This is a genomic window from Arthrobacter sp. CC3, assembly GCF_039907775.1.
Classification (GTDB): domain Bacteria; phylum Actinomycetota; class Actinomycetes; order Actinomycetales; family Micrococcaceae; genus Arthrobacter.
This window is the reverse complement of the sequence record NZ_JARCCY010000007.1, coordinates 103,822-124,346: the sequence shown is the minus strand read 5'-3', so window position 1 is coordinate 124,346 and position 20,525 is coordinate 103,822. Positions and strand designations below refer to the sequence as shown.

At 60.9% G+C, this 20,525-nt stretch carries 18 protein-coding genes, 1 tRNA gene and 1 pseudogene; 8 read left to right on the top strand and 12 right to left on the bottom strand.

Annotated features, from left to right (window positions below; all coding sequences use genetic code 11):
- Positions 1–6: 6 nt before the first annotated feature.
- From PV761_RS06030 to PV761_RS06015, 4 genes are all read right to left on the bottom strand, one after another.
- The gene (locus PV761_RS06030; protein WP_347895145.1) at positions 7–1,335 is read right to left on the bottom strand and encodes an ATP-binding protein; all 1,329 of its coding nucleotides are present in this window, start codon (positions 1,333–1,335) and stop codon (positions 7–9) included.
- Between the two features lie 128 nt (positions 1,336–1,463).
- The gene (locus PV761_RS06025) at positions 1,464–2,948 is read right to left on the bottom strand and encodes an SCO6880 family protein (protein ID WP_347895143.1); all 1,485 of its coding nucleotides are present in this window, start codon (positions 2,946–2,948) and stop codon (positions 1,464–1,466) included.
- Positions 2,941–4,335 (bottom strand): type IV secretion system protein, encoded by a 1,395-nt coding sequence (locus PV761_RS06020; protein ID WP_347895141.1) that lies wholly within the window; start codon positions 4,333–4,335, stop codon positions 2,941–2,943. Before PV761_RS06020 ends, PV761_RS06025 begins: the two co-directional genes overlap by 8 nt.
- A 12-nt stretch (positions 4,336–4,347) precedes the next feature.
- Positions 4,348–4,635: a hypothetical protein gene (locus PV761_RS06015; RefSeq protein ID WP_043480665.1), complete on the bottom strand. Its 288-nt coding sequence runs from the start codon at positions 4,633–4,635 to the stop codon at positions 4,348–4,350.
- A 266-nt stretch (positions 4,636–4,901) separates the two neighbouring features.
- On the opposite strand from PV761_RS06015, the gene PV761_RS06010 reads away from it, so the two are divergent.
- Positions 4,902–5,186, top strand: a complete 285-nt coding sequence (locus PV761_RS06010; RefSeq protein WP_347895138.1) for a hypothetical protein — start codon at positions 4,902–4,904, stop codon at positions 5,184–5,186.
- Positions 5,187–5,624: 438 nt separating this feature from the next.
- Positions 5,625–6,377 (top strand): phage Gp37/Gp68 family protein, encoded by a 753-nt coding sequence (locus PV761_RS06005; protein ID WP_347895136.1) that lies wholly within the window; start codon positions 5,625–5,627, stop codon positions 6,375–6,377.
- On the opposite strand, the gene tcmP is transcribed toward PV761_RS06005, so the two are convergent.
- Positions 6,365–7,642 (bottom strand): three-Cys-motif partner protein TcmP, encoded by a 1,278-nt coding sequence (gene tcmP / locus PV761_RS06000; RefSeq protein ID WP_347895134.1) that lies wholly within the window; start codon positions 7,640–7,642, stop codon positions 6,365–6,367. The genes PV761_RS06005 and tcmP overlap by 13 nt on opposite strands.
- Before the next feature lie 61 nt (positions 7,643–7,703).
- Positions 7,704–8,991: pseudogene (locus PV761_RS05995) on the bottom strand (IS3 family transposase).
- Between the two features lie 537 nt (positions 8,992–9,528).
- On the opposite strand from PV761_RS05995, the gene PV761_RS05990 reads away from it, so the two are divergent.
- Together PV761_RS05990 and PV761_RS05985 are read left to right on the top strand one after the other, a co-directional pair.
- Entirely contained in the window at positions 9,529–11,007 is a 1,479-nt protein-coding gene (locus PV761_RS05990) for an AAA family ATPase (RefSeq protein WP_347895132.1), read from the top strand.
- A complete protein-coding gene (locus PV761_RS05985) occupies positions 11,000–11,848 on the top strand; it encodes an HNH endonuclease signature motif containing protein (protein WP_347895130.1) in 849 nt (282 codons plus the stop codon). The genes PV761_RS05990 and PV761_RS05985 overlap by 8 nt, the downstream gene beginning before the upstream one ends.
- Before the next feature lie 274 nt (positions 11,849–12,122).
- Here PV761_RS05985 and PV761_RS05980 read toward each other — a convergent pair whose 3' ends face one another.
- Together PV761_RS05980 and PV761_RS05975 are read right to left on the bottom strand one after the other, a co-directional pair.
- Positions 12,123–13,037, bottom strand: a complete 915-nt coding sequence (locus tag PV761_RS05980; RefSeq protein ID WP_347895128.1) for a C40 family peptidase — start codon at positions 13,035–13,037, stop codon at positions 12,123–12,125.
- Positions 13,038–14,017: 980 nt separating this feature from the next.
- The gene (locus PV761_RS05975) at positions 14,018–14,920 is read right to left on the bottom strand and encodes a sigma factor (protein ID WP_347895126.1); all 903 of its coding nucleotides are present in this window, start codon (positions 14,918–14,920) and stop codon (positions 14,018–14,020) included.
- A gap of 190 nt (positions 14,921–15,110) precedes the next feature.
- On the opposite strand from PV761_RS05975, the gene PV761_RS05970 reads away from it, so the two are divergent.
- Positions 15,111–15,434 carry a helix-turn-helix transcriptional regulator gene (locus PV761_RS05970; RefSeq protein WP_347895124.1) on the top strand — a complete coding sequence of 108 codons (324 nt, stop codon included), beginning with the start codon at positions 15,111–15,113 and terminating at the stop codon, positions 15,432–15,434.
- Here PV761_RS05970 and PV761_RS05965 read toward each other — a convergent pair.
- Positions 15,388–15,891, bottom strand: a complete 504-nt coding sequence (locus PV761_RS05965; RefSeq protein WP_347895122.1) for a hypothetical protein — start codon at positions 15,889–15,891, stop codon at positions 15,388–15,390. The genes PV761_RS05970 and PV761_RS05965 overlap by 47 nt on opposite strands.
- Before the next feature lie 227 nt (positions 15,892–16,118).
- Here PV761_RS05965 and PV761_RS05960 point away from each other — a divergent pair, with 227 nt between their 5' ends.
- Together PV761_RS05960 and PV761_RS05955 are read left to right on the top strand one after the other, a co-directional pair.
- The gene (locus PV761_RS05960) at positions 16,119–16,394 is read left to right on the top strand and encodes a winged helix-turn-helix domain-containing protein (RefSeq protein WP_347895120.1); all 276 of its coding nucleotides are present in this window, start codon (positions 16,119–16,121) and stop codon (positions 16,392–16,394) included.
- A gap of 58 nt (positions 16,395–16,452) precedes the next feature.
- Positions 16,453–16,698: a hypothetical protein gene (locus PV761_RS05955; RefSeq protein WP_305940619.1), complete on the top strand. Its 246-nt coding sequence runs from the start codon at positions 16,453–16,455 to the stop codon at positions 16,696–16,698.
- A gap of 18 nt (positions 16,699–16,716) precedes the next feature.
- On the opposite strand, the gene PV761_RS05950 is transcribed toward PV761_RS05955, so the two are convergent.
- Positions 16,717–17,847, bottom strand: a complete 1,131-nt coding sequence (locus PV761_RS05950; protein WP_347895117.1) for a site-specific integrase — start codon at positions 17,845–17,847, stop codon at positions 16,717–16,719.
- 88 nt (positions 17,848–17,935) lie between these two features.
- Positions 17,936–18,017, bottom strand: a tRNA-Leu gene (locus PV761_RS05945).
- A 207-nt stretch (positions 18,018–18,224) separates the two neighbouring features.
- Between PV761_RS05945 and PV761_RS05940 the strand changes: the two genes are divergently transcribed.
- Entirely contained in the window at positions 18,225–18,830 is a 606-nt protein-coding gene (locus PV761_RS05940) for a response regulator (RefSeq protein ID WP_028270772.1), read from the top strand.
- Positions 18,831–18,996: 166 nt separating this feature from the next.
- Here the strand turns inward: PV761_RS05940 and pyk are convergent, their stop codons facing one another.
- Positions 18,997–20,487: a pyruvate kinase gene (pyk, locus tag PV761_RS05935; protein WP_028270773.1), complete on the bottom strand. Its 1,491-nt coding sequence runs from the start codon at positions 20,485–20,487 to the stop codon at positions 18,997–18,999.
- Between the last annotated feature and the right edge of the window lie 38 nt (positions 20,488–20,525).

Sequence of the window (20,525 nt, the reverse complement as noted above, 5' to 3'; positions counted from 1 at the left end):
TGGCATTCAGATCATCCGGTCGTCGGTGCCGAAAACTTTAAGCTCATCGGTTGTGACCCGGTTCGCCACGATGAAGGAACGGTTTCCGACCTTCCAAAGGCCGACGCCCTTGGGGAGGTTCTCTACGTGCTCGCATTCGGCCTCCGACAGGCCCAGGGCTTCTTTCGTCAGTCGCATGGCGTCGTGCTTTTGCCGGTAGATGATCCTGGTGTCTGCCTCGGTCAGCAGGCCGAGCGCTTTCTGCCGATGCCCGCTGGAGCTGTCGCCGACCTCGTTGAGGTCCGCGACTTTATGCATGATGAGCAGATTCGCAATGCCATAGGTACGGGCAAGCCGCCACTGCTCGCTCATTTTCGCGAGCATGTACGGGTCGGCGAGCATGCGCCAGCCTTCGTCGTACACCACAAGCCGTTTGCCGCCGTCGGGATTGGTGACGGCGGCCTCCAGCCACGTGGCACCACACGCGGCGGCCAAGGACAGTGCTTGCTCCGAGGCGCCGATGAGCGCAGACGTGTCCATCACCATCATGGGCGCATCGGCGTCGAAAGCGACCGTAGACGGGGCGTCAAACATGCCTTCCAGGTCACCGGAGACCGTCCGCCTCAGGGAGTGGCTGACCGCCAGTCCCCCGTCCTTGCCCACCAGCCCGATCGTTTCCTTTGACGGGTTCAAGAGATGGTCCAGAACCATCGGCAGTGTCGGATTCGAGTTCTCGGCCACCGTCTCCATGAGAGCCATGTCCAGGGCTGTGTGTTCCACCGGACGGAGGGGCATGCCCTGCCGCATGAGGGAAACCAATGCGACCAACAGGTAGCGACGGCGCTGGCGCACCACGGCCTGCCACTGCGCCTCACTCAGGGCGCTGGAACGCGGCCCCGCGTCGAGCGGATTGACGCGGGCAGAGCGGCCGGGGCCCACGGAAATGACCTTGCCGCCAACCGCATTGGCGACGGCAACCCATTCGCCTTTGGGGTCGGAGGCGACCGCGGCCTTCCGCCCCAGCGTTATTGACCTGGCCACCAGGGACTTCCCGCACATGGATTTCCCGGTCCCCACGGTGCCGATGACAACGATCGAGGGGCCGCTGATGACGCCCTTGTCATAGAGAATCCATGGATCGTATGAGAATGCTCCGGAGCCGAAGACGTCTGTGCCGATATATGTGCCTTCGTGGCCGAGCCCGGATTCTGTGATGAACGGATACGCCGCGGCGAAGGTCAGGGTCGACGCGCGGTGTGGTGCCGGGCGCAGGCGGTGCGGACCACGCAGCGAGGCGGGCTCACGGCTCCCCCAGTCGCCGCCGTGCTCGGCACTGTCCAACCGAGTGTCGACCATCTCGCCAGTCCAGTCCAGAGCGGCCGCCCACGGACGGCTGTCAGCGGCGGCCGCCCGCCGCCGTCGTTCCCTCCGCTCTTTGCTGTTCGCGCCTGACGGAACGTATTCAACCGCCTGGTTTGTCCGTGTCATCGCAGCCCCCGCCCGAACGGGAGCGCACCGGCGACGAATGCAGCCCATTGCTGCCCGGCCAGTAGGCGCAATTCGACGAAGGCTCCCGCGGCCGCCGACTCCAGTTCCTGCCGGTGACGGGCCAGGTCCTCTAGGGTCCCTGCCGTAATGGTCACGTAGGCAGCGGGCCTGACGTCTCCGTGTCCTGCAACGATCTCCTCCTCGCGCTGGGCGACCTCTTCTTCCTCAGCCCGTTGCTCGCGGGTCAGCGGCCTGTCGAAGCGGGTATTGATACGGCGCCTGGTTTCATGGGCCTCCTGGGCGGAGCGGATGTCCCGCAGCGCCTCGGTTGTGGGCACGGCCCGAATCACCTCCGTCACCGTGTGCCGGAAGTCGCCCACATAAATCAGCGGATGGAGGAAACCCGGAAATACCTTCTGCCGAGGCCACTCAGCGATCCAGAACGTTTGATGAAAGCCTGAATCGGTTCGTAGGTATGTCCAGTGCTCTTCCACGGCCATGGGCCCCGCATGCACGTGGGGCGGCATGGAATCTCGAGGTTGTGACTCCTTCTGTTTCCCTGCCCCGCTCGCGACGGCGGCAGGATCGAAGGCGCCCCGAACGACCTCGAGGATCCCGCCCTCCGGCAGCCATTCCTCCACCTTGACGCTGTGCGTCCCCAGCGCGGTGGTCATGGCCTCGACCTCCAGACGAAGCACCCGTTCGACGCCGACCAGTCCCCCGCCTGATTCTCTGATCCGGCGTCGGGCCTTGGCCGTATCAACCACAAGTGCGATCAGGAGATCGTGGCTCATCGTGGATCCCGCCGCCGAAATCAGATCCTCGTACGCGCGCTGACCCCAAGTGCGCTCGCTGGTGTCGCCCGCCGGCTGCGGGGACGCCATTTCGTAGAAGTCCCGCAGGGCGGTGGACGGATACGGAACCGTAAAGTCCTGCACGGCGATTCTCGCGAGACTTGTCCGCTGGGCCATGCCCGCCTGTACGCGGGACCATGCCTGAACGGCCCACGCTTTGTCGTCGCTGTCCAACAGTGCGAATGACCGGGTGCTGCAGCGAAGGACGGCTATCGCCTCTCGGCCACGGGCGTCCACAATGAAACACTCCCCTCGCGAAGTCCGACGCAATTCCGGGTTCCCCAGTCCTCCCGGAAGTGCCAGCCGTCCGGCCAGGACTGCTCGTTCGGGCCTGGCGAGGAACCGTGTTTGTCTGGCCATGGATCGGTAGAAGAACAGGACGGCATGGCTAGCCCACACCGGGTAGGGAATCTGTGAATACTGCAGCAGGCCGAGGAGAATCAGCCCCAGCCACAACGGTCCCGACGCGAACAAGCCGATCGGTCCTTGAGACGCCGATGCCAGGCTTGCCACGACAACGCCGGCCGCGAGAAGCAGCAATTGATACCACTTCAGTCCCATGAACAGGCCGCGGCGCTCGTAGCGGGGAAATTTGACTGCCTCGAGGGTGCGTGAAGTTTCAGACATGGAAATCACCGTCGGTTGGGGGCTGGATTACTCCTGGCCGATGGATGGGTGGCTGGGCCGTCGGGGCGATCGGCGGCTCGCCGTTCGGTAGCTTCGACGACGACGACGGCTTTGGTGGCTGACTGGGGGCCGTTCCCCCAATTCTTCCTCCCGGTGCCGACAAGCCCGGGGCCGGGCGCGGCTGTGCGCCGCTTCCCTGAGGCGAGGCTGGGCTGCCGGCCGAGGCGCCGGCGTCGAGCATCAACGCACTGGCATTCCCACCTGGTGCCGACGACGGCGTCATACCCGTGGGCCTTCCCGGAAAAGGGGCGCCGGCCGGCAGCGTGCGGGTGGGAAATTGATGACGACCCGACTGGATTGGGCGGGTCATCGACGAACGGCCAGCCATCGCTGCCAGAGTGAAACGGCCACCGATCTGGCGGCTGATCTGCCGGGCGGTGAAGCTGGAGGTTCGAGTGAGGACGTGTCCACCACCGGCAGTTTGCGCGGCCGCCGCCAGCTCGCCTCCGGCGAAACTCACGAGCCGCAATGCCATAAGAGGCGCACCGCAGGCCAGCGCCATGCCCACACCACCAGCGGCCAGCCCGGCGAATGACTTCGAGTCGGCAAAGAGCTTGATGGCCACGGCCAGCACAGTCGCGGCAAGCGGTTTGGCGAGCAGCAAGGCAACCACGATCTCGCACCACCGTCTGGCCCAGGTTTTCGTTTTCTCCCACGGCATCAGCATGAGAGCCACCGGAGCAACGGCGGCGAGGACGATGAGCGCAAAGGAACGAAAGATCATGGAACACATCAGGATGAAGGCCAGGATCCAGACGACGATAACTGCCATCACGGTGACGACGACCGCCCCGCCTGCGCCGCCGGCGGTTCCGGGGGCCAGCGACACGACGTTCCACTCCCTGCCGGAATCTTCCGGGGCGCGCTCGAAGCCGAAGAGCCGCATGAACACCAGATAGGGATCCGTCCCCATGGAGTCGAGCAGTGCCGTAGCTGCGGAATCGCCCACCTTGGTGAGCTGGCGGACAAGGTACACGGCACCGGCCACCAGAGGAATGGCGGCCGCACCGCCCACCAGAGCGCGCACTAAACTCCGGGGCTGTTGGCTGATCAGACCGGACAGTAGTTGGAGGATCATGGCCACGACGAGCGGCGTCATCATGATGACAACCCACCAGTTCGTCAGTCCTTCGACGGCCATCCATTGAGAGTCATCGACGTCCGAGACACTAAATGCGCCTGTGATGAAGGACCAGATCCACGACGCGGTGCTCTGGAGAATGTTGGCGAAGAATGACGTGATGGAACCTTGAACGCCGTCGTTCGCTTGCGAGACAAGACCGCAACCGGGCGGCCACCATCCGCCCAGGTCGCACTGAACCGGCATGACGGGCTGGACCTAGAACCCGAGATTGAAAGCCGACTGAGACCAGAGGATGTAGCCATTGATCCCGCCTAATATCGCGGCCACGGGCCCAGTCCAAAGCAGGATCATGCCGCCGCCCGAAGCGAGCCTCGATGACTGACTCAGCTTGCCGGCGAGGAGCATGGCAGCCCCTACGATCGCCACAATCGCGATCACGATAAAGGCCCCGACCAGGATGCCTCCGCCGATCTGCTTGAGCGATTCGAGAAAGGGGAAGTTCGTGTTTGGGGTGATACCAGGATCCACAGCTGCCAAAAACATCGCGCGCTCCATCTGTTGAAATCGAGGGAATGAGGGGTTTGGGCTCACGACTTCATGGAGGTGGTGGGGCGGGGCTACATGACCTTGTGCATGCTTTCCTGAGGTACCCGCGCAACATGCGCACGGATTCGCTGCGTGACGTAGCTACAACCCCTCCGAAAAGGATGCGATTTGCGGCCGAGCGGCTCTGACCCTTCGAGATCCCTGTAAGGCGGTGACAGGCCATGGGAGGGGAAGCATTCGAATATATGTTCTATAGTTTTGTCGTGATCAAACGTGGTACTCCCGACGACTCCGAGCGCATGTTTGCCCGGATTCACGCCGAAGAGAACCGACCAATTGATGACCCAGCTCCCATCCGAGACTTCCCGAAGTATGGCCGGCCCCTGGTCTACGTGAGCGGAATCTACGGGAAGGCCGTGGCGTGGACGCACACCTACGGCCTGATTGAATGGTTGGACTCTTCAGGAAAGTACCATCTGGGCTGGGCGCACTCGTCGAGCATCACGCGGGTGACACGGGAAGAGTGGAAGGGCGCAAGCGGACTGTAGTAGTACCACCTGAGCCCCTGGGGAGAACCAGGTCACTGACGGGCTTCGCCCGACAATTGTCGAAATCGTCCGAGAGTCGGTACAAGAAGGACTCAACCCTTCGGCTCCGCCCAAGGGGGAAGGGGCGTCGCCAGTCTGCACAGACCTGATCGAACTTGTCCAGACGCAGTGGAATCGATCCGCTTTCTGACGCTGGATCGCCCTTCCTATTGGCTCGCGCCCACTTCCTCAAAGCAACCGCAAGTGGCTCAAGGTGGCATTCTCTCTTGTGTGCCTGCAGGTTGAAAGTGAATTCGGAAGACTGCTGTCACGCAATTTTTCATCCCGTGGATTCAAACACACCCCTGGGTATCCGATCACAACTGCTCAATCGAAGATACATTCGAACTGTATTGTTGGATGTTGGCAAAAATCGGCCGCAGAACCGAAGGAACGGTAATGAGCGCAAAGTCCCAAATTGAGTGGACGGAGGCAACATGGAATCCGGTCACGGGCTGCGACCGCGTAGCGGCAGGCTGCGATAACTGCTATGCGCTCGCACTGTCGAAGCGGCTAAAGGCAATGGGCGCTGAGAAGTACCAGAACGACGGGTCCCCCATTACCAGCGGTCCCGGCTTTGGTGTCACTATTCATCCGCAAGCTCTCCGACAGCCCTACTCCTGGAAGGCGCCGAAGGTCGTGTTTGTGAACTCGATGAGCGACTTGTTCCACGCCAAGGTTCCAGTCTCCTTTGTGCAGGACATTTTTGATGTCATTGCTGCCACTCCCCAGCACACATACCAAGTGCTGACAAAGCGGTCACACAGGATGGCTCGGGTAGCTAGCCGATTAGATTGGCCGCAAAACCTCTGGATGGGTGTTTCGGTTGAAAATCAAGACGTGGTAGATCGGATTGACCATCTGAGGCAAGTACCGGCCTCTGTTCGCTTTCTTTCCTGCGAACCTCTCATCGGACCGATTGAAGGACTGAACCTCGATGAAATTCACTGGGTCATCGCGGGCGGCGAATCGGGGCCAAATCACCGCCCAATGGACCCCCGCTGGGTGGAGAGTATCCGGGACCAGTGCCTCGACGCAGAGGTGCCGTTCTTCTTCAAGCAATGGGGGGGAAGAACACCTAAGAAGAATGGGAGGACTCTAGCGGGACGCACATGGGACGCCATGCCCTCTACCATCTCTCAGGCCTTGTGAAGCCAAGCTCTATCCAAGCGCGTTGGAGGCTTTCGGATCAAGCCTCCGCTGTGGAGATTTGCCACAGCCTTCCGTAATTCCCGTGCGCCCGCGGTGCCAAGCGTGCGGCCGAACGCCGCTTCCATATGCTCCCCCAACGAGATACTAGAGCGATCTGACAACAGCGATCGCAGGTTCGTTTCGATCGTTGGCACGGCTTCAGAGGACAACCGATTGTCCTCTGACTCACGGTCTGGCAGCACGTCGAGGTCAAACAAAGCCATGGGGTCGCTGTGCTTGTCGGCATATCGCTCCCAATGCGCGTGCCTCCAGTTCCTATGGGCCCTTGCAGCTGCGTCAATGAATGGGAGCTTCGCGGCATCATGCGTGTGAAATAGCATCAGGGAAAAGAACGGCTGAGTGGTACGTTCGCGACGCACAGGCACCGATAAAGCATTCACTCCTGCTCTTGACGAAATCATTTGTGCATATCGCGCTGCAACTTCCATTGCTGCTTCTGCAGCCGATCGGTATTCGCCTTGGTCGTCCATTGCTTTTCGTGCCGTCCGAAAGCTTTCGTGCCACCAGTCGCCGCCAAGGAAGCGGTCGGCTGTTTCTAGGGTGGGCTTACCGTTGACGCCATTCATCGCCCTGGAAGAGTTGAGAAAGCCTCCGAAGCGCCACACGGCCTCAATATTGAAATTGAGCAGGACTTCCGTGGAAGCTCTCCCGGGGCGACACAGGATCTTATCAACCAAGAGGTCCGCAGACAGCGCGGTCCCAAAAGGGTCCAAAAAAATCAATGCCGGTCGCCCGTCAATGGCGTTCAGCACCGTATCCATCCGTTCTTCGAGTGTGCCGTGTAGGGGTCCTACAATGTCTACACCGCCACCTTCCGTGGAAATTACTTCAGAGAGACGGCTTGCATTCGCAGCCAGTTTTTCAACGAAAACGCAACGGAGGTTGGACGTTGGTACTTTCAGGGCCGCATGCATGGCAATAACGGGCGAACCTTCTTCGCTCCCGTCGTAGCGGCCACTACCGGCATATCCATCGACAAAGGCGACGCCCTGTGGGTTGAATGAACCGAGTTTCGCAGCCCAAGGAGTGAGGTAATCCTCAAGCAATTTGTGCTTGAAAATCGCAGCGGGTTTTTTCTCCCTAAAAAACTCTCGGCTGTTCCCCATTACTGCCCCGTCCGTTGGTGCCACGATCAACTCTGAGCCGATGGCGTCGTCATCCTTTGCAGCCGCCTTTTGTAACGACGGACATTGACTTACAAACAATCTTGCCAGACCTGCCGACGGTCTTTGTCACCGGAAGAACGTGTTTGAACCGTCCCGGGAATCATGCCGCCTGTTTGTTGGCGGCGGCGTCGGGCAACGAGCCGGTTAGTAGATCGTAGTATGTCTGCTCATATTCCTCTGGTGTCTGGTGGTCCAGGGCGGAATGCAGGCGTTCGTTGTTGTACCAGTGGACCCACTCGAAGACGATTTCCATCACGTCGGTTTCGGTTTTCAACGCCCTGCGCGGAACGGTGAATCCTTCGCGACGGCCTCGTTCTTGAACAGCCCCATCACGGTCTCGGCGGCTGCATTGTCATAGGCGTCGCCGACGCTGCCGATGGAGGGCTGCAGGCCCTCCAAGGCCAGTGTGTCGGTGTACCGGATCGAGGTGTACTGGCTTCCGGCGTCACTGTGATGAATCAGTCCCGCCGGCGCCGGGCGGCCGGTGTGTTCGCGCCGCCACAAGGCCATCCGCAGGCAATGTTCGACGAACGCGGTGTCCTTGATCGTGGAGGTCTCCCAGCCGACGATCGCCCGGGAGTACAGGTCGATAACCAGGGCGACGTAGACGAATCCGGAGTAGACCGGGACGTAGGTGAAGTCAGTGACCCAGATCCGGTTCGGAGCCTCGGCCGTGAAGTCCCGGTTCAGCAGGTCACCGGCACGGCGGCCGTCCTTGGCCGGGATGGTGGTGCGGGTCCGGCGGCCCCGGATGAGCCCGTTCATGCGCTCTTGGCGCATGAGCCGGTCCACGGTGTGTTTGGAAGCTTCCGGGAAGCCGTTACGCCGCAGCCACTGCGTCATTTTCCGCCGCCCGTACATGATCTCCGGCCGGGGCCGTCCCTTCGCATCCGGGACCTTCAGACTGCGGAGTGCGTCGGTGATGCGCGCGTCTTCGATGGTGCGCAGGGCCGGCAGGCGCTTCTTCCACGCCCGGTAGGTTCGTGCGGCGACCTGCACGCCCTGCTCCCGCAGGACGGCACAGATCGACTCGACCGCATAACCCACAGCGCGCATTTCATCGATGAACCGGCAGATCAGCGGCGGCGAGGGTCGAGCTCCCTCGCGAAGAAAATCGAAGCCTGCTTCAGGATCTCGTTGGACTCTTTCAAGTCCCGCACCTCAGCCCGGAGCCGCTTGATCTCCTCCAGCTCGTCACTGCTCGGACCGGTCTTCTCACCGGCATCGACCTGGGCCTGGACAACCCAGCGCCGCAGTGATTCAGGGCCGACGCCGAACTTTGGCGCCAGTGCCTTGCAGGCAGCATAGACCGACGGGTATTCGGACAACCGATCCAAGGTCATGCGCACTGCACGGTCACGGACTTCGGGCGGGAACTGCTTGGGCATAATCACTATCTTTCTCAAAGAAGATAGCGGCATCAAACCCGGGACGGTTCAGTTTGTCCTAATAGACGCTCGAGGTCGTCCGCCTGGACTCTCGAATGTGCCACGAGAACGTGCGGCAAGTCTTCAGGATCGTACACGTAGTTCACGACTGTGGCGCTCTCGATTGCCGCCTCGAACCCTCGGTCTGATTCCAGATCGAGGACATCGACCCATCCCTTTTCTTCGCCCTAGACACGCAGGTCCACCTTGGAGATCAAGTGAGCCCGTCTGACGTTCATCGCGCGCAGACTCAACTACACCGGCAGAAATGTAATTGCGACCTTGACCGTACATTTGACGCCTCTCGCAGGCACAGACCCCTGGATTCCAACTGTCTCGCGACTTCGTTTCGTTACCTCATGCAACAATTGGGCAAATAATTCAAAGTAAGGCGGAGATGAGCACGACACCCCCAAGCACTGACACTTCAAACCGAGGCTCCTCACGAGGAGCAACCCAACAACAACCGGAGGCCGGTTGCTCTGGAATTATTGACGCATGATCACCACTCGCTTTGTCGTTGTGAGCAAAGACACGTGGCCAATCAAGACAGCCGGTACGTTCACTTTGATCGTCGAATCGTGGGATGACTTCCACTACAAGACCAGCTACATGCTCCATTACGGCACCGGAGATACGACAACTGAGATCGGCTCCGTCAAGATCGCGGCTCGAGGAATGAGGGAGGGAGACCCTCACACAAAGTTGCCGAGCACCTTCAGGCAGCTCACCCGCGAGTTCTACTCTCTCGGACAGGACCGCGAATACTACGTAGCGCTCGCTAACCTTCCGAACGACATCGGCCGCCCAGCCCTTCGCGCGCTCCGAGACGTGGCTGAAAACCCTTCCATCTTCGAAGATGTGCAGGACGAGCCCGCTCTCGCAACCTCGCTTCTCCGTTCAGTCCCGAAACAAACTGTGGCCGTCCAATTCAATCGAATCATTGACGGGCGTGCACCCCTGACACCGTACCGGTTCAGCTACTCGCGCTCGTCCGGCTCGACCGCTCCGCCTCTCAGGCTCGAGTTCGGAGTTCAACTCGACGTCATGCCACCGACGAATGTGCATGTTCTCATCGGCGCTAACGGTGTGGGCAAGTCAAGCTTGCTTCGCGATTTCGTCCAGGCGGCCAGCCGTTCAATAGGGGCGTCCGGTACATTCCGGGACCAGATGCCGGCCGACTTTTTGGCCGGCACGCAAGATGTTCCGTTTGCAAACGTCGTGCACGTAGCCTTCTCTGCGTTTGACCGCGACAATGGGGAGCCACTCGGTAACGACGTTGATGTTCATGCTGTTGGCTTGTCGAGCGGGGCTGATGTCCCGCTCCACACCCAGTTCGCCGAGAGCCTCCGCGTCTGCTCAAAAGGCCCGCGACGCGACCGATGGCTTGCGGCCGTTGGGACGCTCGCAGCAGCGGATGGGATCCTTGCCGATGCAGACCTGGACTATCTCATCACCTCTGATGATGCTGAAGCGGCCTTCGCCGCCATGAGTTCAGGGCACAAGATCGTCCTCTTGACGGTGACGCGCCTTGTAGAGCTTGTTGAAGAGCGTTCCCTTATACTGGTTGACGAGCCCGAGACACACCTACATCCGCCACTGCTGTCGGCATTGACCCGAGCTGTCTCCGACCTCGTGATTGACCGCAACGGTGTCGCAATTATTGCGACGCATTCACCTGTCGTGCTGCAGGAGGTACCGCGCTCATGCATCTGGATGCTCCAACGCAGCGGGGATGATCTTCGTGCCTCGCGGCTTAGCACGGAGACGTTCGGTGAGTCGGTCTCCCGACTTACTTCTGAAGTCTTTCATCTTGACGCCAATCGGACCGGATACAACCAGGTGCTCCGCTCGCTACTCAATCAGAACAATAGCTCGGCGAACCGGGTCATGGACGCCCTTGGAGGGCATCTGGGTAGTGAGGGACGCTTCGTTTTGAGCGCTCTTGAATACCACCAGGGCGAAGACCATGTATAGCTTGAATCCTCCGTCATTCACCGCGGCGGATGCTTACTCAGCCGCGGTGGGAACAATTCAGAAAAAGGTGGATCGCACACCCTATTTTGCGGCAGCACCGACTGTCCAGAAGAAGTGCGATGCCTTCGAACTCCTCGCTAGGGACGGTCAGTTTGACCTCGCAGAGAGCAGCGAATTCGACATCGCGGGGCTCCTTGGCAAGGCAATGGTCGAGCTTTACGACAACCAATTCAGTCGCAATGAAGGCACGAAAGCGATCCGCAATGGCATCAAAAACGCAGCAAAGAATGCGCTTTGCCCCTATTGCGGCGAGGGTTACGCATCAGAACTAGATCATTACCTACCGAAGAACAAGTTTGCTGGGACGACTGTGCATCCAGCGAACTTGGTGCCGGCCTGTGGCGACTGCAACTTCGAAAAGCTTGCGTACAAGCCCGGCCGTGATAAGCCTGCGGTACTCCACCCCTACTTCGATACTGCCTTCGACGTTCCATGGTTGACCGCCTCTGTCGTCGGCGGTCTGCTCGGGACACCAGTCGTTGACTTCAAGGTGGGACTCTCCCAGCCACACCCAGAGCTTGAGGCCCGGCTGAACCAGCACATGACTGTTTTCAAGCTCTGGAAAAGGTTCGGGATATGGGCCGCTCAATCGCTGGATAATTTCGAAACGCTGCTGAGGAGCGACTATGGGCAATCCATGACGCGGGAGCGAGCCCGCGAACACCTTCGGCTAACCGCGATACAACAGTCCGGCGGCCGCGTGAACTCCTGGGAAGGAGCAACGCACACAGCCATGTTCGAGAGCGACTGGTATCTCGACAGCTACCTGAAACTGGTGTGACGCACTCGACTTGATGAAAAATTCAGTTTTGTCTGGCCCCTTGGGCTGGCATCAAGATGCCGCCGAGCAGTGAAGTTCTACTCGGCCAAGGTCATCCTGGCAAGACCTGCCCTAGGACGATACCCTTCATTGCGCACAGGCGTGTCTCGGCGGAGTGGTCGAACGCCCTCGATTGGTTCCAGCAGGCAGTTCGGGAGGTTGAGCTCGCCCGATGCGCCATGTGCCCGAAGAACCGGACAGCGTGCGGTAGTTTCGTCGTCGGCGGCAGCAAGTTCTACCGGTACGTTACAAGATCAAAATAGGCCGTATCCGAATTCCAGGCGATCGGATGCAGCAGCGTCCCCACAGAAGGGTTGAGCGCGCTGTACATCATCCCATCGCCGGCGTAGATCCCAACATGGCCCCAGGCGTCCGGCCCCTTCGCGTTCTGCACCACCAAGTCTCCTGGCTGCGGATCGTCCGTCCGCTTACCGACCCTCCATTGCTCCACCCTCGGGAGGTTGATTCCGGCTTGCCGGTAGATCCACTGGACAAAGCCAGAGCAGTCCCACGCCTTGAAGGCCGTCCCGCCCCACACATAGGACCCGCCGAGGCCGGCTTGGGTAAACCGCAGGATATCCTTTCGGATTTGGCTTAGGTCAGCCGACGGCGCTGTCGGCGCTGAGACGGGCGGCGTATCCACGCAAGGAGCAGGTGCCGTCCCGCCGTCGAGCGCATCAACGATGGCCGATGCGTCCGGCTCCCATCGCGCGTACAGCTCAGGAAACGCCGAGACCTGGACAGCCTGGGCAGCCTGGCCTTTGGTCATGGATTGCCATCCGGGAATATCCAGCAGCCCGCGCGGGCTGCCCTGATTAGGACCGGCCGGTCCGCCATAGAAGGCCCGTACGTTAAAGATCGGATCCATCAGCTCTTCGACGCTCCCCCAGCCGGCAGCCGGACGTTGCTGAGCGCTGCCAAGTGAATCGTGGTCGCTTCCAACGCCGTCGTGCGGGAAGTTTAGTGATTCGGGCACGTTCACGTTGGCGAGCATTCTGAGACTGGATTCCTGCAGAGCCATCATAATTGCGATGATCTGGCCATCTCGTGGCACGCCCAGCTGCTTGCCGACTGAAACATAACCCTTTGCAAGATCCATTTGCCGAGCTGTCAGGTTGACCGGCACCTGGCTGCGAGCGCCGATGTCCAAGCCACCACCCTCGTTGGCGCCTGGCTGACGGCTCCAACCGGCGGAGGAGCATATCGAGCCCGTGCTCATCGCGTTTGCACCGAGCACCGCAACAGCCGCGCAGAGCGCAAAGGCGCCCGCTAGGATCGCCGTCGTAGCCGCGGCAACCAAAGCCCGCACGATCGTGCGACGCCTTGCCACTGCGGCAAGCACCGCCGGAGCCACCATTAGTAGACGATCCTGTTCGGCGCGGCATAAAAGCCGACCATGACGCAATGGTCCGCCGGTGCCGTCGAAGCTGGCGGACAGTTGACCATGACGCTGACTGGGGCCGCATACGTGTTGCGGACTGAAATTGACTGGTCCAAGACGCGGAGAGAGACGGTGCACACGTGGAGTCCCGCCCACGGTGCCGGTCGCTCTCGCACCTTCGCAAGCTCGCTGTCACACATTATGGATTCCACCGTTGCCGAACGGACCGCCTGCTGCCCGGCCAGATACTGATAGGTTCCGGCATTGATCCCAGTCGCCTCGAACTCCTGGACGAACACAGCCAGAGGATTGGACCCGTCCGGGAGCACATGCCACCAGTTGCGGAGCCCGGAGTACACCTCGGAGTACGACGCCTTCCGCGTGTCCCATGTGTAAATCGCTGTGGCCGCCGCCGAAGCCAGCTTGCGGAAGTCGGCCGTGCGAGGCACACCATAGGTGGCGGGTCCTGCGACGGCGGGAGGCGTCGTCGAAGTCTTCGACTGCGGCCCACCGGAGGGAGCCGCCGACACTTGGGGAGCCGGCCCCCTCGACCTCGCTGGACCCGGCTCAGGCGCGGGCCCCGGCGTCGGCCGTGTCAGAGCGAACAACACGGTCGCCACACTGACAACCACGAACGCTACGAACAACCATCGCCGTCGGCGGCTCAAGACAAGCAATGCGTTTCTCCGGGTCAACGACATTCCAGCCTCCTCGCCAGTTCATTGCAAATGAGCGGCTGAGGACATGACTTAGCGTGCAGGTCGCCTTGCACTCTGGAGAATCCGCCAGGCCGTTTGATACAGACGCCGGGCGAATCCAATCTGCACGGCAACATAGCGCTCCGTAACGCCGAGTTCAGCGGCCAACGACGCCAATGCCCTGGCGCGGTCCGGCCCGCTAACACCCGTACGAACGATGGTTTCCGCAGTTCGACGGAGTACCGGCGTGGGCAGGCATTCTGCCGCACGCTGGCACACGTCCCCGATGTTGCGGATCTCCCGCGGCTCAACTTCCAGCGCGCTTTGAACAGTCCTTGCCGTCTGGCGCACCACCGTCGCCGCATGCCAGCGGCGCCGGTCCTGCGGCGAAGGCGGACCGTACTGGCGTGGCCCGGTCAGGCTGTCAACGGCAAGTTCCCAAACGCCGTCCGGCACACTTGCCCCGGTCAGTTGGATAATTTTTCGCGCCCATTCCTGATCGATGATTTTCTCAGCGCTGCGATCCGCACCGCCGATAACCAGCATCGCCAGAGCATCGAGCGACGCCGATCCGTCCGGATCCCCGGCTTCGATCAACAGCGGCAGCGTCGGATGGCTCAGCTCCCGGCGGATGTGCGCGGCGCACACGTTGGTGCACACTCCTTGGACCCAGGCACCGAACGGGACTCCCGGAAGCTGGCGATATTGTCCTCGGTTCACTCCATCCCACACTGCAACCCGGATGTCCTGCATAACGTCGTCCACGTCGCAGGCTCTGCCGAGCCGGGAAAGATGCGAAACGACATATCGGCGCACACCGTCAACGGCGACCATGATCTGATCCACCGGGACTGCCAGCACCGCCGGCGCTGGTGGTCTGCGCAGGGAAACATCAACGGTAACTGTATTTGGTTCGTCATGTTGGGCCTGATTTGCTCTGGCTTCGACTCGCATTGGTCTTCACCGCTTCGACTAAACGCTTCCGATAAGTCCGGTGGCGGCATGCCCGACACCTCAAGAATGGCCGCTAAACAGGGCCGACCACGAATGCAATAAGGCTATGCAAACTATTCTCAAGGATAGTTAAAGTATCGTCAAGACGACGAGTCTTACTTTTCTTCCAACTGTGGATGAGAATGGTTCCATGCCAAGGATTACGCAGCCTCACGACGACGCCTGGTCGGCCGACGTCGAAGCCGCCGTCGCGACCTTTGGCAACCGTTCACGGAACGAGATCCTCCGCTACCTCTCGGCGCACGGCCCAGCTTCCCGCGGGGACATTGCGGCATCAGTCAGCGCCGGCGAACCAAGCGTGGCCAAGCACCTGCTGGCATTGGAGGAAACGGGCGCCATCGTAGTCGACGTGGAACCGGGCCGTCGCCACGGCCGCTCGCCGCGCTATTCAGCCAACCCGGGACGGATCAAGGAACTACTGGCGGCTCATCTTGAATATCTTCTGGAGGGCTAGCCGCCGCCCGCTCCCCTCCCGGATGCCGGCCGATATCCTTGTTGAGATACTCAGAGATGGCCTGCAGAGTCTCTGGTGACACATCCCCAAGGGTTCGTGCGGCGAAGGTCTTCACGCGGGCCGCGCGAAGGGACTTGACGAACTCAAGCTGCGAATCGATGCGCTCAGGCAGGGCAGCATCATCGCCAGCCAGATAGGACGGGTCGACCTTAAAGATGTCGCAGAGGCCAGCGAGCAACACAGGATCGCTGACCAGGCGCCCAGTCCCCTCTTTCATGTAGAACCAGCGTGCGCGCGACAGTTTGATTCCCCTGCCGGCAAGGTCCGCTTGAACTTCTCTGAACGTGACCGGCTTCCCTCGCTCGGCTACGACAACGTCGAGGAGGAGATTCAGGCGACGGGCAAGCTGGGCCTGAGGCGACAGCCCCTCACCATGCCCTGCCTCGTCAATCCGCATAACCGCCCCTTGATCAGCCACGTAAACGCCGGCGGCCCCGCAGACCGCGTGGGCCACCCTACCGCCCAGTATTCCGCGAGTCTTACGAGTCGGCAATCAGCAGCCCGTGCCTTGGAAGATTCATGGGCAGAAACTAGACCTTCCATCATGACCTCAGTAGGGGTAACCTGCTCCTGTAGACCCGTCTACAGCAACGCACTCACTTCATTCCTTAGGTTCCGGTCTCCATGTCGAACATCCTGATGAACCGAACGCGAAGCCAAATTGTCCGCTTCTTACTCAAGAACGGCCCGTCAACGTGCAGCGAAATCGGAGCCGGGCTCCAGGCATCGCCGTCGACCATCCGCAGGCAGCTCAACGTCCTTGGAAACGCCGGTCTCGTCCAACGAGCCACGAGCCAGTTCACGGCGTCACCGGAACAAGTGCAGCGCCAGACCGATGACTTTGCAGCGACTTTCCACTGCCCGGTCATGCAGCAGGATGGCCTTGCTCCAATGAACTAGGGCAGGACTCAGCATCAAGCCCCTGTCGCAGCAAAATCCCGAAAGGACCGAAGAAGGCATGAAACTCGAATTCTTCGAACCGGCCGAGGCCGCCTCGGTCCTCAAGTGCTCCGAAGCCTGGCTCCGTGACGGGGCCGCCAAGGGAGAGTTTCCGCATTCTGTCTGGGGCAAAGGAAAGATCGTCTTTACGTCTGTCCACTTGAAGGAGATCGCCCAGCTGCGCGAAGTCCGGTCAACGAGTACGTCCCCCGCCTCCGTCCGAATGATCGGCACCCGGGCCCAGGCGCGACAGAAATACTCATAGTGTGAGCGAGCGCCGCCGCTAACCACGCCAGACGACGGCGGACCGCTCAACGGCGTCCGCGGCATCTTGAAGTGCTTGAGGCATCAGGTGGCCGTACACCTCCTCCGTCGTACGCGTGGAGGCGTGCCCCAGTCGCCTGGACACCGTGAACAAGGAAACTCCGTCCTGGATCAGCCAGGATGCGTGGGTATGGCGCAAATCGTGAATCCGGGGCGACTTGGTCAGCCCACGGGCTTGGGCGGCCTTGACTGCGGGAACCCAATAGTGATGCCAATACAGCTTGTGAATGATCCGCTCACCCTTAGGGGTGGTGAACAAGAGATCCGAACCGGGCCTGCTGGCCACCAAGGGAATGAGCACCTCCACCAAATGAGGGTTCAGGGAAACCGTCCTCTTGCCGGCGCCCGTCTTGGTGGCACCGATGTAGTACTCGGAATCAGTACCGCGCTTCCACGCCTTGTTGATCCGAATAGTTGCCGGCTTGGACATCAGATCCACATCTGCAACGGTCACGGCAGTCGCCTCGCCAAAGCGCGTGCCGGTCATGACCAGGAACTCGGTGAAAGCCCTGTACCGGTCCCCCATCGACTCAAGGATCATTCCAAATTCGGCGTGCGTCAGGAACCGGGCTTCATCCTCTGCCTTCTCACCTGACGGAAGCTTTACGCCGCGGCAAGGATTGTCCTTCCGGTAGCGGAGCATAACCGCTGTCTCCATGGCCGCAAAGATCAGGCCATGGTTGTTCTTGATGGTCTTCGGAGATCGACCCTTCTTCTGCATCGTCTTGATCCAGTAGGTCAGGTGCCGGTAGTCGAGCTTGTCGACAGGTATGTGTCCGATGACGTCAGCGATGTGGAGCTTCAACATCGTCTGGTACGTGTGGACAGTCCCGACGGACGGGCGGACCAGAAGGTCGATGTGTTCCTGGATCACCGCAGCAACCGTGGGCTTCTTGGTCTGGTTCTTGACCATCGCATGCTGTGCGATTTCGAAGGACTGATTGTTCGCGTCAAGGAGGCGTTTCAGCGTCTGGGCTTCGGCTGACGTGGCGAGGGTGATCCCCTCTTGCTTCTTCGTTTCGGGGTTACGCCAGCGGACCGTGAACGACGTGGATCCGTCCGATTTTTTCCGTTCCCAAATGCTGGCCATGCCTAAAATTCTAGGCTTCGTGTGCACAAAAAACGAGATTTTGTGCACACCACGGGGGTCAAAACCCCGCTGACCTGCGGAAACACTGTGCCCGAGGTGGGACTCGAACCCACACACCTTTCGATACCGCATTTTGAGTGCGGCGCGTCTGCCAATTCCGCCACTCGGGCGCGGATTACACGGGAGTAACAATCTTAGGCTCACGGCTGTGTTGTGAGCAACGCGATCGCTTCCAGTGCGCGAAATTACTCTACATGCAGATAGGCTGAATTCCAGAATCGCGCCAGTGAAGCCGCAACGAACCCAAGCAGTTCCAAGTACAACAGCGGGCACAACTAAGATGGACTAGTTCCCGCCGTACCTTTCAAGGAGTTCCCGTGTCAGAACAGACGGAGTCAAACCCCAACAGCCAGCCGGCGCGACGCGTTATTGTCGCCGAGGACGAGACCCTTATCCGCCTGGACATCATCGAAATCCTCCGTGGCGAGGGCTATGACGTCATCGGCGAAGCGGACAACGGCGAGAAGGCCGTCCAGCTTGCCGAGGAACTCAAGCCCGACCTCGTCCTGATGGACGTCAAGATGCCGGTCATGGACGGCATCTCGGCCGCCGAGAAAATCGTGAAGGCCCGCATCGCCCCCGTAGTGCTCCTCACGGCCTTCAGCCAGAAGGAACTCGTGGAGCGTGCCCGCGACGCCGGCGCCATGGCCTACGTGGTCAAGCCCTTCACTCCCGCGGACCTGATCCCCGCACTGGAGATCGCACTGTCCCGCCACGAGGAGATCAAGGCCCTCGAAAACGAGGTCTCCGACCTCCAGGAGCAGTTCGCCACCCGTAAGCTCGTAGAACGCGCCAAGAGCCTCCTGACCACCAAGATGGGCCTCACCGAACCCGAGGCCTTCCGCTGGATCCAGAAGACCTCCATGGACCGCCGCCTCAGCATGCGCGAGGTCGCCGAAACCATCATCAACCAGGTCAACTAACCTCCGCAGCCCGGTAGGTAACGCCCGACGGCGGCCCGCCGGGCTCCTGCCACCGGCAGGCCGCGGGTCTAAGACAAATCAAGACAAAAAAGGGAGGATCCCCGCCAACCGGCGGAGATCCTCCCTTTTGTTCTGCGTGCGGCTTTCGCCGCACGCAGGTGACGTACTAGGCCTTCTTCTTCTTTTCCGGCCAGGGTCCGAGCTTTTCCTTGTTGCTGGTAGCTTCGCCAGCGAAGGTGGAGTCGGCGAGGTCGCCCACCTTGTGCACCTTCAGCGAGTTGGTCGAACCGGCTTTTCCGGGAGGGGAACCGGCAGCGATAACCACCAGGTCACCGTCCTCCACCAGGTTCAGTTCCAGCAGGCTGCGGTCCACCTGGGCCGTCATTTCGTCGGTGTGGTCCACCATGGGAACCAGGACCGGCTGGATGCCCCAGGTCAGCGCAAGCTGGTTCCACACGTGCTCCACCGGAGTGAACGCGAAGACCGGCTTGACCGGACGCAGGCGGGACAGGCGGCGTGCGGAGTCGCCGGACTGGGTGAAAGCACAGATGTACTTTGCGTCCAGCTGGTCGGCGATTTCGACGGCGGCACGGGTGATCGCGCCGCCGCGGGTCTTGGGCTTGGTGCCCAGCGGGGGGACGCGCTCGAGTCCGTGGACCTCGGTGGATTCGATGATCCGTGCCATGACCTTGACGGTTTCGATCGGGTACTTGCCCACGCTCGTCTCGCCGGAGAGCATCACTGCATCGGCGCCGTCGAGCACTGCGTTGGCGCAGTCCGAAGCCTCTGCACGGGTGGGGCGCGGGTTGTCGATCATGGACTCGAGCACCTGGGTGGCCACGATGACGGGCTTCGCCCAGCGGCGGGCCAGTTCGATGGCGCGCTTCTGGACGATCGGCACCTCTTCGAGCGGGAGCTCCACGCCGAGGTCGCCACGGGCCACCATGATGGCGTCGAACGCGTCGATGATCTCGTGCAGCTGGTCGACAGCCTGCGGCTTCTCGATCTTGGCGATGACCGGAACGCGGCGTCCCTCTTCGTCCATGATTTCGTGGACGCGCTTGATGTCCGAGGCGTCGCGGACGAAGGACAGGGCAACCATGTCCACACCGCGGCGCATGGCCCAGCGCAGATCGTCCTCGTCCTTTTCGCTCAGCGCGGGAACGTTAACGGCAACACCGGGCAGGTTGATGCCCTTGTTGTTGGAAACGAAGCCGCCGACGGTCACCTGGGCGACCACCTTGACGTCGTCGACCTCGATGGCCCGCAGGGCCACCTTGCCGTCGTCGATCAGCAGGGCGTCGCCGACGTTGACGTCGTCGGTCAGGCTCTTGAGCGTGGTGGAGCAGATGTCCTTGGTGCCGGGAACGTCTTCGGTGGTGATGGTGAAGATGTCGCCAACAGCCAGTTCGTGCGGACCGTCAACAAAGCGGCCAAGACGGATCTTGGGGCCCTGGAGGTCAGCCATGACGGCCACGGGCTTGCCGAGCTGCTTCGATGCCCTGCGGACGTTCTCGTACGTCACGTCATGCACCGAGTAGTCGCCGTGGCTCATGTTCATGCGGGCAACATCCACGCCGGCTTCAACAACTGCGAGGGTGTTCTCGAAGCTGGAAATAGCCGGTCCGAACGTTGCCACGATTTTTGCGCGTCTCATATACCTACCCTATTGGTGTGTTTCTGGATTGGAGTTAT

Excerpts from the sequence above, each read along its gene's own strand:
- PV761_RS05955 (WP_305940619.1), top strand. The coding sequence starts at position 16,453 with ATGAAACTCGAATTCTTCGAACCGGCCGAGGCCGCCTCGGTCCTCAAG.
- pyk (WP_028270773.1), bottom strand. The coding sequence starts at position 20,487 with ATGAGACGCGCAAAAATCGTGGCAACGTTCGGACCGGCTATTTCCAGC.
- PV761_RS05960 (WP_347895120.1), top strand. The coding sequence starts at position 16,119 with ATGTCGAACATCCTGATGAACCGAACGCGAAGCCAAATTGTCCGCTTC.
- PV761_RS06015 (WP_043480665.1), bottom strand. The coding sequence starts at position 4,635 with ATGTTTTTGGCAGCTGTGGATCCTGGTATCACCCCAAACACGAACTTC.
- PV761_RS06025 (WP_347895143.1), bottom strand. The coding sequence starts at position 2,948 with ATGTCTGAAACTTCACGCACCCTCGAGGCAGTCAAATTTCCCCGCTAC.
- PV761_RS06005 (WP_347895136.1), top strand. The coding sequence starts at position 5,625 with ATGAGCGCAAAGTCCCAAATTGAGTGGACGGAGGCAACATGGAATCCG.
- PV761_RS06020 (WP_347895141.1), bottom strand. The coding sequence starts at position 4,335 with ATGCCGGTTCAGTGCGACCTGGGCGGATGGTGGCCGCCCGGTTGCGGT.
- PV761_RS05970 (WP_347895124.1), top strand. The coding sequence starts at position 15,111 with ATGCCAAGGATTACGCAGCCTCACGACGACGCCTGGTCGGCCGACGTC.
- PV761_RS05950 (WP_347895117.1), bottom strand. The coding sequence starts at position 17,847 with ATGGCCAGCATTTGGGAACGGAAAAAATCGGACGGATCCACGTCGTTC.
- PV761_RS05965 (WP_347895122.1), bottom strand. The coding sequence starts at position 15,891 with ATGCGGATTGACGAGGCAGGGCATGGTGAGGGGCTGTCGCCTCAGGCC.
- PV761_RS05975 (WP_347895126.1), bottom strand. The coding sequence starts at position 14,920 with ATGCGAGTCGAAGCCAGAGCAAATCAGGCCCAACATGACGAACCAAAT.
- PV761_RS05990 (WP_347895132.1), top strand. The coding sequence starts at position 9,529 with ATGATCACCACTCGCTTTGTCGTTGTGAGCAAAGACACGTGGCCAATC.
- PV761_RS06030 (WP_347895145.1), bottom strand. The coding sequence starts at position 1,335 with ATGGTCGACACTCGGTTGGACAGTGCCGAGCACGGCGGCGACTGGGGG.
- PV761_RS05985 (WP_347895130.1), top strand. The coding sequence starts at position 11,000 with ATGTATAGCTTGAATCCTCCGTCATTCACCGCGGCGGATGCTTACTCA.